This is a genomic window from Streptomyces rishiriensis (genome assembly GCF_030815485.1).
Taxonomy (GTDB): Bacteria; Actinomycetota; Actinomycetes; order Streptomycetales; family Streptomycetaceae; genus Streptomyces; species Streptomyces rishiriensis_A.
On sequence record NZ_JAUSWV010000002.1, the window covers coordinates 6761329 to 6772657 of the forward strand.

At 71.8% G+C, this 11329-nt stretch carries 11 protein-coding genes; 8 read left to right on the top strand and 3 right to left on the bottom strand.

Annotated features, from left to right (window positions below):
• Nucleotides 1-146: 146 nt before the first annotated feature.
• Entirely contained in the window at nt 147-338 is a 192-nt protein-coding gene (locus tag QF030_RS32495) for a DUF2795 domain-containing protein (protein WP_307166136.1), read from the bottom strand.
• A gap of 459 nt (nt 339-797) precedes the next feature.
• Between QF030_RS32495 and QF030_RS32500 the strand changes: the two genes are divergently transcribed.
• The 7 genes from QF030_RS32500 to QF030_RS32530 all read left to right on the top strand — a co-directional run bounded on the left by QF030_RS32500 (nt 798) and on the right by QF030_RS32530 (nt 6884).
• Entirely contained in the window at nt 798-1220 is a 423-nt protein-coding gene (locus QF030_RS32500; RefSeq protein WP_307166137.1) for an ANTAR domain-containing protein, read from the top strand.
• Between the two features lie 229 nt (nt 1221-1449).
• Entirely contained in the window at nt 1450-1866 is a 417-nt protein-coding gene (locus QF030_RS32505; protein WP_307166138.1) for a CBS domain-containing protein, read from the top strand.
• 813 nt (nt 1867-2679) lie between these two features.
• Nucleotides 2680-3990, top strand: a complete 1311-nt coding sequence (pcaDC, locus tag QF030_RS32510; RefSeq protein WP_307166139.1) for a bifunctional 3-oxoadipate enol-lactonase/4-carboxymuconolactone decarboxylase PcaDC — start codon at nt 2680-2682, stop codon at nt 3988-3990.
• Nucleotides 3991-4033: 43 nt separating this feature from the next.
• A complete protein-coding gene (locus QF030_RS32515; RefSeq protein ID WP_307167763.1) occupies nt 4034-4669 on the top strand; it encodes an MBL fold metallo-hydrolase in 636 nt (211 codons plus the stop codon).
• 39 nt (nt 4670-4708) lie between these two features.
• Nucleotides 4709-5488 (top strand): exodeoxyribonuclease III, encoded by a 780-nt coding sequence (locus QF030_RS32520; protein WP_307166140.1) that lies wholly within the window; start codon nt 4709-4711, stop codon nt 5486-5488.
• 118 nt (nt 5489-5606) lie between these two features.
• Entirely contained in the window at nt 5607-6026 is a 420-nt protein-coding gene (locus tag QF030_RS32525; RefSeq protein WP_307166141.1) for a DUF6278 family protein, read from the top strand.
• 114 nt (nt 6027-6140) lie between these two features.
• Nucleotides 6141-6884 carry an amino acid ABC transporter ATP-binding protein gene (locus QF030_RS32530; protein ID WP_307166142.1) on the top strand — a complete coding sequence of 248 codons (744 nt, stop codon included), beginning with the start codon at nt 6141-6143 and terminating at the stop codon, nt 6882-6884.
• Nucleotides 6885-6932: 48 nt separating this feature from the next.
• On the opposite strand, the gene QF030_RS32535 is transcribed toward QF030_RS32530, so the two are convergent.
• Both QF030_RS32535 and QF030_RS32540 read right to left on the bottom strand, forming a co-directional pair.
• The gene (locus QF030_RS32535; RefSeq protein ID WP_373428931.1) at nt 6933-8480 is read right to left on the bottom strand and encodes a CocE/NonD family hydrolase; all 1548 of its coding nucleotides are present in this window, start codon (nt 8478-8480) and stop codon (nt 6933-6935) included.
• Nucleotides 8481-8579: 99 nt separating this feature from the next.
• Entirely contained in the window at nt 8580-9326 is a 747-nt protein-coding gene (locus QF030_RS32540; RefSeq protein ID WP_307166144.1) for a hypothetical protein, read from the bottom strand.
• 143 nt (nt 9327-9469) lie between these two features.
• Here QF030_RS32540 and ggt point away from each other — a divergent pair, with 143 nt between their 5' ends.
• The gene (gene ggt / locus QF030_RS32545; protein WP_307166145.1) at nt 9470-11299 is read left to right on the top strand and encodes a gamma-glutamyltransferase; all 1830 of its coding nucleotides are present in this window, start codon (nt 9470-9472) and stop codon (nt 11297-11299) included.
• Nucleotides 11300-11329: the final 30 nt, after the last annotated feature.

Sequence of the window (11329 nt, forward strand, 5' to 3'; positions counted from 1 at the left end):
CTCCTCACGGCCGGCACCCACCGTGCCGACCGCATCATCGGTACCCGGCAGCGCACGCCCGTAACGTCGGTGCTCATCCTCCAGGCGGTCGGTGTACGGGAGAACCTGCGGGCCCCGCCCCGGTGCCGGCCGCTTCGCGACAGCCGCTAATCGCCGAACACGGCTTTCTGGACGTCGTTGGGGCCGTCGAACCGCTCGGTCCCGGAGTTGGACAGCCTCTCGACGAGATCGTCGTCCGCACCGTTCTTCTTGGCCAGCGCCACGAGGTCGTCGCGGTCGGCCGGATACTCGGCGCCTTTGAGAGCCTTCTGCATGTCGATCGGGCTGATGTCCGCCACGGGTCACCTCTCCATTGCTGAGCCGTATCGAAGGCGGGGCCACCCGGCGCATGCCGCCTCGGGTCCTCGCCTGCGGAGGGATTCAACAAGGGCGAGGACCGCGGGACGGGTGCGCCACACCGGTGAGTACGCAACCTCACCCGTTCCCTGCAGTGCCTTGGACTGCGCGACGAACGGTGGGTGGTCGCGGGTTCGTCGCGGGCGACGCCGGTCACGGCCGGGAAGGCTCGTCGCGGGGGACGGCCACCGTCTCCGGCACCGCGCTGCCGGGCCGGCCGGACAGTGCACCCGGTCGCTTCCGGTCGGCGGCCGGACCGCCCGTGCGGGGGCCGTGCCGGGCCGGAAGGGATGCGAACCGCCGAAGTGTGCGGGTAGGAGTGGTGTTGTCGTCCTCACCGTCCCGGCCGGGCGACGGCGCCCGGCCGGATCTCGAACGTCGCTTCCTGGAGAGTGATAACGATGGGTTTCGCGCACAACGGCCGTCCTGAGCCGACTGGAGTGCGCCAGCCGCAGGAGCCGGGTGACCTCGCCGCCAGGATCGTCGACCTGCAGCGGGACAACGACCACCTGCAGACGGCCATCGCCTCGCATGCCGTGATCGATCAGGCGGTCGGCGTCATCATCACCCTCGGCGGACTGCGTCCTCAGCAGGGCTTCGACGTCCTCAAGGACGTCTCCCAGCACACCAACATCAAACTGCGCGAGATCGCCGGTCTCGTCATCGACTGGGTGAGCACCCAGCAACTGCCCGACCCGGTGCAACAAGCTCTGAAGGCCGCGTTGACCAGGGCGCAGTCCGCCGCCTCGCCGTGCGGTGGTGACGGAACCGCAGCCGACAGGAGCAGTACGCGGACGACGGACAACGACGACTCCTGTCCATGACGCCGGCCCGTCCGCTCCTCGGCCTCCTCACGGCGCTCCGGCGACGGCGGGCTTCGGTCCGTACCGCGTTCGACGAGCCGCCCGCTCGGCCGGCGGGGGATTGGCCGGGTGATCCCGTTATCGCCTGCGACGTCCGGGAACACATGCCACATCGACGAGACGGTGGCCTGGACCCGGGCGCAACGGCGCCCGGCGGGTCCGGGGCCGCACGACAAGAGAGGGAGATGTGATGACGAAGGCGCGGGACATCATGACCGGCGGAGCCGAGTGCATCGGGGCCGAGGAGACGGTGCTGGACGCGGCCCGCAAGATGAAGGACCTCGGCATCGGGGCGCTGCCGATCTGCGGCACCGACAACCGGCTGAAGGGCATGCTGACGGACCGGGACATCGTGGTGAAGGTCCTCGGCGCCGGCAAGGATCCCGCCACCTGTCCGGCAGGCGAGCTGGCCCAGGGCGAGGCCGTCACCATCGGCGCGGACGACGACGTGGAGGAGATCCTGCGCACGATGAACCGGCACAAGGTACGCCGTCTGCCGGTCATCGACGGGCACGATCTGGTGGGCATGGTCGCCCAGGCCGACGTCGCACGCTCCCTGCCCGACCCCAAGGTCGGCGACCTGCTCCAGGCGCTGTCCACCGACTGAGCCGGCCGCCGGCCGCTCGGGACCGGCACCGGTCAGCGGCCGCGGCGCCGTACGCATGGCGTCGGGGCGGTGGGTGAACGGAGCGGCGGACGCAGCACCTGGTCCGGGAGGGGACGGGACGGCGGACGCCGTGACCTCCGCCCGGATCCGTCACCGCCGTGGGCGCGACCGCGCATCCGGGGTGAGGGCGGGGTCCGTCACGTTCCCCGTCCTCACGTCCTCAACGCTACGCCTTGCGCTGCCGCCCCGCGTGGCCGCCGGCGTGGTGGCCGGCAGGGACTCACGCGGCGCGTGCTTCGACCGGAGCCGGGCGACTGCGTCCGGGCACGCCTCTGTGCGGGACCGTCACCTGTTCCAGTCGTCGTGGGCTTCGCGCAGAGGCATGAGTTCGTCGCGCCGGACGGTGAGGCGGACCGTTCCCCGCTCACCCGGGATGGTCGGAGGCCGGTGCGCTTCGACGTGGTCCCAGGTGGCGTAGCGGGCCCTGGCCGCGGCGGGGGCGAGAAGGAGCTGGGCGCCGACCGGAGCCGAACAGCCCCGCGGGCGGCTGCGCGTTGTCTGCGGTCGGCGGCCTGCCGGGGCCGACGGCCCCCGGTGTCAGCGGCTGCGCGGAGCGTCGTCACGTCCCTGACCACCGGGGGAGACAGCCCCGAGGGGCTGAACACCGAGCCGCGCCCAGGAGGGCGGGACCCGCCGTGCGATCGTCCGACGCCCCGAGCGATGTGCCGTCCGAGAAGTATTCAACCCGGACGGAACGGTATCCAGCGCCCCCTCGTTATAGGGGCGTCCGTGCGAGATGAGAGGGTCTGACGGGTGAGCGAGACACCACCGAACACCCTGCAATACCGGTTTGACGGGCCGGAAGACGCCCCGGTCCTGATCCTGGGGCCCTCGCTGGGTACCACATGGCACATGTGGGACCGTCAGGTCCCCGAGCTGGCCCAGCAGTGGCGGATCTTCCGCTACGACCTGCCCGGCCACGGCGGCGCCCCGGCCTACCCCGTCGGCTCGGTCTCCGACCTCGCCGCGCGGCTCCTCGCCACCCTCAACGGGCTCGGTGTACAGCGCTTCGGCTACGCGGGCTGCGCGTTCGGCGGCGCGGTCGGCGTGGAGCTGGCGCTGCGGCACCCGGAGCGGGTCGCGTCGCTCGCGCTCATCGCCGCCTCGCCGCGGTTCGGCACGGCCGACGAGTTCCGGCAGCGGGGTGTGATCGTCCGTACGAACGGCCTCGACCCCATCGCCCGCAGCTCGCCCGACCGGTGGTTCACCAGCGGCTTCGCCGCCGCGCAGCCCGCGATCACCGAATGGGCCGTGCAGATGGTGCGCACCACCGACCCCGGCTGCTACATAGCGGCCTGCGAGGCGCTCGCCGCCTTCGACGTGCGGGCCGAGATCGGTCTCGTCGGTGTGCCGACGCTGGTCCTCGTCGGCTCGGACGACCAGGTCACCGGCCCCGCCGAGGCGCGCACCCTGGTGGCCGGCATCCCGGACGCCCGGCTGGCCGTCGTACCGGGCGCCTCGCACCTGGTCCCGGTGGAGCAGCCCGCGGCCGTGACCGACCTGCTGGTCCGCCACTTCTCCACCGCCTGGCAGCCCGCCTACGACTCCGGCACCGGGCAGACGGCCGTGCCGGGCATTCCCGTCAGAGCGGTCCTGACCGCGCCCCAGCAGCCTCCGCAGCCGGTGGCCATCGCGGAGATCGCGCCCGCTCCCGTTCTCCAACCGGTGCAGGTCATGGGCCGCCCCGATCCGTACGACGCCGGTCTGAAGGTGCGCCGGGAGGTCCTCGGGGACGCCCACGTGGACCGGGCGCTGTCGCAGGCCGACGACTTCTCCGGGGAGTTCCAGGAGTTCGTCACCCGCTATGCCTGGGGCGAGATCTGGGCGCGGCCCGGCCTGGACCGGCGCTCCCGCTCCTGCGTCACGCTCACCGCGCTGGTCGCGGGCGGCCACCTGGACGAGCTCGCCTCCCACATCCGCGCCGCGCTGCGCAACGGCCTCACCCCGGACGAGATCAAGGAGGTGCTGCTCCAGGTGGCCGTCTATTGCGGCGTACCCGCGGCGAGCGGCGCGTTCAAGGTGGCGCAGCAGGTCATCCGGGAGGAGACCACCCCCACCGAGTGAGCCGGCCGCCGGACAGGGGGGCAGGATGGGTCTCATGACGGCTGTGAAACTCACCAAGATGTCGCACGCGTGTGTGCGCCTGGAGAAGGACGGGCGCACGCTCGTGCTCGACCCCGGCGGGTTCGGCGAGGCGGACGCCGCGCTCGGCGCGGACGCGATCCTGGTCACGCACGAGCACCCCGACCACTTCGACGAGCAGCGGCTGCGGGCGGCCCTGGAGGCCGACCCGGCCGTCGGGATCTGGACCCTGCGGTCCGTCGCGGAGAAGCTCTCCGCCGCGTTCCCCGGCCGGGTGCACACGGTCGGTCACGGCGACACCTTCACCGTCGCGGGTTTCGACGTCCAGGTCCACGGCGAGCTGCACGCGGTCATCCACCCCGACCTCCCGCGCGTCACCAACGTCGGCTTCCTCGTCGACGAAGGCCGGGTCTTCCACCCGGGCGACGCCCTCACCGTCCCCGGGCAGCCGGTGGAGACGCTGCTGGCGCCGGTCCAGGCCCCCTGGAACAAGATCGCCGAGGTGATCGAGTACGTCCGCGAGGTCCGGCCGCGGCGCGTCTACGACATCCATGACGCGCTCCTCACCGACCTCGCCCGCCCGATCTACGACACACACCTGGGCAACCTGGGCGGCGCCGACCACGGCCGGCTGGCGCCGGGGGCGTCCGCGCAGGTCTGAGCGAGGGCGGTGTCGGACCCGCCGGGTAGGTTGTGAGGCATGCGTATCGCGACCTGGAACGTGAACTCGATCACCGCCCGCCTGCCGAGGCTGCTGGCCTGGCTGGAGAGCAGCGGCACCGACGTGCTGTGCCTCCAGGAGGCCAAGGTCGCCGAGGCGCAGTTCCCGCTCGACGAGCTGCGCGAGCTGGGCTACGAGGCGGCGGTGCACGCCACGGGCCGGTGGAACGGCGTGGCGGTGATCTCCCGCGTCGGCCTGGCGGACGTCGTCAAGGGCCTGCCCGGCGACCCCGGCTACGAAGGGGCGCAGGAGCCCCGCGCCATCTCGGCGACCTGCGGCCCGGTCCGCGTCTGGTCGGTGTACGTGCCGAACGGCCGGGAGGTCGACCACCCGCACTACGCCTACAAGCTCCAGTGGTTCGAGGCACTCGAGGCCGCCGTCGCGGGCGACGCGGCGGGCAGCCGCCCCTTCGCGGTGATGGGCGACTACAACGTGGCGCCGACCGACGACGACGTGCACGACGTGGCCGCCTTCGAGGGCCTCACCCATGTCACCCCGGCCGAGCGCGCCGCCCTGGCGTCCCTGCGCGAGGCCGGCCTCTCGGACGTGGTCCCGCGCCCGCTGAAGTACGACCGCCCCTTCACGTACTGGGACTACCGCCAGCTCTGCTTCCCCAAGAACCGCGGCATGCGCATCGACCTGGTGTACGGCAACGCGCCGTTCGCCGAGGCCGTCAAGGACGCCTACGTCGACCGCGAGGAGCGCAAGGGCAAGGGCGCCTCGGATCACGCTCCGGTCGTGGTCGACCTCGAGGTGTAGCGGGAGCGGGAGCCGGGTCCGTCGGACTGCGCGGGACGCCCGCCGGGCCGGGGCCGGCCGTCGGCGTATGCCAGCGCGCCTGTGGTGCGCACGCCGGTGCGAATGTCAGGCTGGGCTTATGAACATCCCTTTCCTGGGCAACAGGAGCAAGAAGTACCGTGCGGCGGTGCTGGCCGAGGACCTCGGGGGGATCGCCGAACTCCTCTCCGAATGCGAGCTGTTGCGCTCGCAGGCGGCCCGGCAGGGGATCGGACTCGACGACACGGCCGCCTCGTTGGAGGCACTGGACCAGCTTCCGCCGCGCTGGCGCGAGGACGAGGAGAACCTGCCCTGGTTCGGTCACGACGCCGGGCTCTACCTCGGGACGGTCGTCGTGCGTACGGTGCCCGGCGCCGTCTGGATGATCTGGCCCGGCGGGGAGCCGGTCGTCCGGCTGGCGTCCGGCCGGGAGGTCGACGTGATCACCGCGGGGCGTGAGTGGGCCGCGACCGGAACCCCCGAACTGTCCCAGCTGTACGCCGAGGTGGCCGAGAACTGAAGGACGGGCGCGTAAATACGGCTAATGACGGAAAGGTGCGTGTCGTGCCCCCGCACCGGTCCCGGATGGATAGTTTGCGGCAACCACGACACAGCTGAAGGAGCAGGGCTGCGCATGGCCGTCGATCCGTTGATCGAGCTGCGTGACGTCAACAAGTACTTCGGGGAGCTGCATGTCCTCCAGGACGTCAACCTCACCGTCGGCAGGGGGGAGGTGGTCGTCGTGATCGGCCCCTCGGGGTCGGGGAAGTCGACACTGTGCCGCGCGATCAACCGGCTGGAGCCCATCCACTCCGGTTCGATCACGCTCGACGGACAGCCGCTGCCGGAGGAGGGCAAGGCCCTGGCGGGACTGCGTTCCGAGGTCGGCATGGTCTTCCAGTCCTTCAACCTGTTCGCCCACAAGACCGTTCTGCAGAACATCTCGCTGGGTCAGGTGAAGGTGCGCGGACGCAAGAAGGGCGAGGCCGACAGGCGCTCCCGTGAACTGCTCGACCGGGTGGGCCTCGCCGATCAGGCCGACAAGTTCCCCGCACAGCTCTCCGGAGGTCAGCAGCAGCGCGTGGCCATCGCCCGTGCCCTCGCCATGGACCCCAAGGCGCTCCTGTTCGACGAGCCCACCTCCGCCCTGGACCCCGAGATGATCAACGAGGTCCTCGAGGTCATGCAGCAGCTCGCCCAGGAGGGCATGACCATGGTCGTGGTCACCCACGAGATGGGCTTCGCCCGCTCGGCCGCCAACCGGGTGGTCTTCATGGCCGACGGCCGGATCGTCGAGGACCGCATCCCCGAGGAGTTCTTCACCGCCCCGCGCAGCGACCGCGCCAAGGACTTCCTCTCCAAGATCCTCAAGCACTGAGCGACGGCGCCGGCCACGGAGGCCGCCCGCCCCGGCAGCGGCCGGAGATCACTGCTCGCGCAGCGGAACCGACACGTACGACGGGTCGTTCGCCGGCGAGGAGAAGGTCAGCCGCGCGCCGGACGGGTTGTGCTCGACGTACAGCGGGTCCACGGTGTCGACGACCAGGGCGAGCCGGTGCCCGGCCGGGACGTCGTAGGCCGTGGAGATCAGATCCAGGTCGAGACCGAACGGCTTGCCCGGCGTGTGCCCGTGGAAGGTGTACGGCGCGTTGGCGACCAGTTTGCCCAGGCCGAGCGGCCCCACGTCGTAGAGGTAGGCGACGAGGGTGCCGCTCTCCTCGGTCGGGGTGACGGTGGTGTGCAGCTTCGCTGTGCCGCGGACCCGCTGCTCCGTGGCGTACCTCCCGGACTGCCACACGGCGGCCCAGCGCCGGGGGAGCAGGGGGATCGCGGCCACCGGGGGCAGCTTCGCCGCCTGGTCGAGGATGCTGGACAGGAAGACGATCCCGCCGTCGGCGCCCGAGTTCACGTTCGTGTGGATCGTGGTGGAGCCCGCCAGGGCGATCTTCTCCCGGGTCGCGTCCACCGACTTCCAGTCCGGATATCCCTCGTAACCGCTTGTGGAACGGGACTTGAGCCGGACCGGCTGTTCACGGTCGATGCCGTTGTCCTCGCCCTTGAGGTAGTGGTCGAACCAGCGCTCGGTGTCGGTCCAGACGTCGTTGGGGAGGCCGAACAGGCCGGTCAGCTCGGCGGTGGCGTGGTCGCCGGGGCGGAACTCCAGCCGCTTCGGGCCGGTCAGCCGCTCGTAGAAGGCGGCTGACTGGTTCGGCGGGAAGATCGTGTCGCCCCAGGCGCCGGCGAGCATGACGGCCGCGCCGTTCTTGTTGAGCTGGTCCAGGTAGGTCACGGGGGAACGTTTCTGCCCCCAGGCGACGATGGTCTTCTCCTTCGACAGGTCGGAGGAGTAGAAGGCCGAGAAGACCTCCCGGGACTCGGCGCTCCGGCGGCCGGTGACCGTGCCCACCGTGTCGAGCACGGCGGCGGCCTGGACGTGCTGGGTGCGCCCGGAGTAGATCGAGTCGATCAGGTCGCCCCAGCCGCTGAGCGACGCCACGGCCTTGATGCGCGGGTCGTGGGCGGCGGCCAGCAGGCTGATCCCGGCGCCGTACGAGACGCCCGCCATGCCGACGTTGCGCGGGTCGCTCGGGGTGTTGGCGAGCGCCCAGTCGAGGACCCTGGCGGCGTCGGCGACATCGTGCGGTCCCGCCACGTCGATCTCGCCGCCGGACTGCCAGAAGCCCCGCACGTTGTAACTGAGCACGACGTAGCCGGAGTCGGCGAGCCGCCGCGCCTGGGCGAGGTACTCGACCTGCGGGAAGCCCCAGCTGGTCGGCAGGACGATCAGCGGGTGGCTGCGGGCACCGTCGGCGGGGGTGACCACATTGGCCTTGAGGACCGTACCGCCGTCCCCGGCGATGTCGACGTACCGGACGCCGCCGGTCGCGGCCTGCGCGGCGGGTGTCAGGCCCAGCACCCCGCCGGCGACCAGGGTCGCGGAGGCGGCGCCCATGGCGGTCGCGCGAAGGGCCATGCGGTGCGGTCGTCCCACGGGTCACTCCTCTTGCCTGCGCCATCGCAAAGTGACCTGACGGTAACCGCCGCGCCTCACCACGAGTAACCCGCCGGTAAGTTACGTGGGGGTAACAATAGTTGACTCCGGGAGGGGAGCCAGCGCCGCCCGGGTCACGTCGTCCACCAGTTCCACCACGTCGGGGCCGTACGCCTGGGAGTTGACGACCTTCAGGAGCAGCACGAAGGAGCCGTTGCCGTGCTTGCGGGCCAGCCGCTCGTGGTTGCGGACCAGGTAGCGGGTGGCGGCCTGGTTGTTGATCGCCCGCTGGCCGCAGAACAGGAACACCGGCCGCGCCCCACGTCGTCCGCCCACGGTCAGCCGGGCCAGCAGGACGAACTCGGTGACGCCCGAGTCCATGCGGTAGTGCTCGCCGCCCACCTGGAACGCCAGCCGGTCGGGGCCCGGTTCGCGGTCGGTGTTGACGCGCACGCCGGGCAGCATGGCCTGGATGTGGGCCGCCATCCGCCGGTTCGATCCCGGACCCCCGACACAGAACTCCGTCCGCTCCCCGAAGCCCTGCCGGGCCACGTCCTGGGTGACCACCTCGGTGCCCGCGCCGCAGTCCTTGATGAGCGCGGCGAGCTCCAGGAGCGCGAACACGTCGTGACGGTGCACCGCGAGGTCGGGGCTGCCCGCGTCGCGGTTCACGACGAGCAGGCACTCCGAGTTCTCGGGCAGCCCGAAGAAGGCCTGCTTGCGCCGGAGTCTGCGCTTCCACAGGTAGGTGCGGGTCAGCCAGCCGAGCGCGGCACTGATGCCGGCCGCCACCACGCCCAGGACGATGTTGCGCACGTCGTCGTTCATGGGCGCGCATGGTAGCGGGCGGGCGCGAGCGGGGCGTACCCGTGTTCGAGGTGTGGCGTTCGTATGACAGTGCCCGGAAGGAGGCTGTCGGGGCCCCGGGAATCTGGTTACGCTGCGCGGACGGTCCTGGACTGGAGGTACGGATGCGTCGCCCTGTCGCGCGGAAACTGTCGGTCCTGGCGGTCTCGGCCGCCGTGGTCACGGTGGGGGCCGCGGCGCCACCCGCCGCTGAGAGAGCCACTGTCGCGAAGGTCCCGGTCGCCGTCGGCTACGGCGGCGCGGTCGCCAGCGTCGACGCGGACGCCTCCGCGGCCGGCATCGAGGTGCTCCGCGAGGGAGGCAACGCCGTCGACGCGGCCGTGGCCACCGCCGCCGCCCTCGGCGTCACCGAGCCCTATTCCGCCGGTGTCGGCGGAGGCGGCTACTTCGTCTACTACGACGCCGAGTCCCGTGCGGTGCACACCATCGACGGCCGCGAGACCGCCCCGCTGACCGCGGACTCCGGCCTCTTCCTGGAGAACGGCAAGCCGCTCGCCTTCGCGGACGCCGTCACCAGCGGTCTGGGCGTCGGCACGCCGGGCACCCCCGCCACCTGGGCGACCGCCCTGAAGGAGTGGGGCAGCGAACAGCTCGGCACGGTCCTGAAGCCCGCCCAGCGCATCGCCCGCGAGGGCTTCACCGTCGACGACACCTTCCGCAGCCAGACCGCAGCCAACGAGACCCGCTTCCGCTACTTCCCCGACACGGCGAAGCTGTTCCTGCCCGGCGGCCAACTGCCCGTGGTGGGCTCGACGTTCAAGAACCCCGACCTCGCCCGGACCTACGCGGAGCTGGCCCGCAAGGGCGTGGGCGCGATCTACCGCGGCGACCTCGGCGAGGACATCGTCGCCACCGTGAACAAGCCGCCCGTCGACCCGGGTTCGGGCTGGAACGCCCGGCCGGGCGAGCTGTCCGCCAAGGACCTCGCGGCCTACCGCGCCAAGCTCCAGGCGCCCACCAGGACCTCGTACCGGGGCCTGGGCGTCTACTCCATCGCGCCCTCGTCCTCGGGCGGCACGACGGTCGGAGAGGCCCTCAACATCCTGGAGAGGACGGACCTCTCGAAGGCGAGCGAGGTCCAGTACCTGCACCACTATCTCGAGGCCAGCCGGATCTCCTTCGCCGACCGCGGGCGCTGGGTCGGCGATCCCGCCTTCGAGGACGTCCCCACCAAGCAGCTGCTGTCGCAGCGGTACGCCGACTCACGGGCCTGCCTCATCAGGGACGACGCGGTCCTCACCAGCCCGGTGGCGCCCGGCGACCCGCGGCACCCGGCCGCCTGCGGCGCGGGCGGAACGGCGGCGCCGACGACGTACGAGGGCGAGAACACCACGCACCTCACCGTCGCCGACAAGTGGGGCAACGTCGTCTCCTACACGCTCACCATCGAGCAGACCGGCGGCAGCGGCATCACCGTCCCCGGCCGTGGCTTCCTGCTCAACAACGAGCTGACGGACTTCTCCTTCGCCCCCGCCAACCCGGCCGTCCACGACCCGAACCTGCCCGGGCCGGGCAAGCGGCCGCGTTCGTCGATCTCGCCGACGATCGTGCTCGACCGGCACGGCAGGCCGGTGGTGGCCCTGGGCTCGCCCGGCGGCGCGACCATCATCACCACCGTGTTGCAGACGCTGACCGGCTTCCTCGACCGCGGACTGCCGCTCGTCGACGCGATCGCCGCCCCGCGTGCCAGCCAACGCAACGCCGCCCAGACGGAGTTGGAGCCGGCGCTCTACAACGACACCAGCCCCGACGGGCTGCGGGCCGAGCTGGAGGCCCTCGCGCACTCCTTCAAGCTCAACCCCGAGATCGGCGCGGCGACCGCCGTACAGCGGCTGCCGAACGGCGCATGGCTGGCCGCCGCCGAAACCGTCCGGCGCGGCGGCGGATCGGCGCAGGTGGTGCGCCCGGCGCGCCAGGCCGTGTCCGCGAAGTAGCGCCGTCTGCCTGGAGGGCCGGGCTCGCGG

What these genes read in the sequence shown, in the direction of transcription:
- QF030_RS32520 (WP_307166140.1), top strand. Translation starts at nt 4,709, where the DNA reads ATGCGTATCGCGACCTGGAACGTGAACTCGATCACCGCCCGCCTGCCG.
- QF030_RS32540 (WP_307166144.1), bottom strand. Translation starts at nt 9,326, where the DNA reads ATGAACGACGACGTGCGCAACATCGTCCTGGGCGTGGTGGCGGCCGGC.
- QF030_RS32530 (WP_307166142.1), top strand. Translation starts at nt 6,141, where the DNA reads ATGGCCGTCGATCCGTTGATCGAGCTGCGTGACGTCAACAAGTACTTC.
- QF030_RS32505 (WP_307166138.1), top strand. Translation starts at nt 1,450, where the DNA reads ATGACGAAGGCGCGGGACATCATGACCGGCGGAGCCGAGTGCATCGGG.
- QF030_RS32500 (WP_307166137.1), top strand. Translation starts at nt 798, where the DNA reads ATGGGTTTCGCGCACAACGGCCGTCCTGAGCCGACTGGAGTGCGCCAG.
- ggt (WP_307166145.1), top strand. Translation starts at nt 9,470, where the DNA reads ATGCGTCGCCCTGTCGCGCGGAAACTGTCGGTCCTGGCGGTCTCGGCC.
- QF030_RS32525 (WP_307166141.1), top strand. Translation starts at nt 5,607, where the DNA reads ATGAACATCCCTTTCCTGGGCAACAGGAGCAAGAAGTACCGTGCGGCG.
- QF030_RS32535 (WP_373428931.1), bottom strand. Translation starts at nt 8,480, where the DNA reads ATGGCCCTTCGCGCGACCGCCATGGGCGCCGCCTCCGCGACCCTGGTC.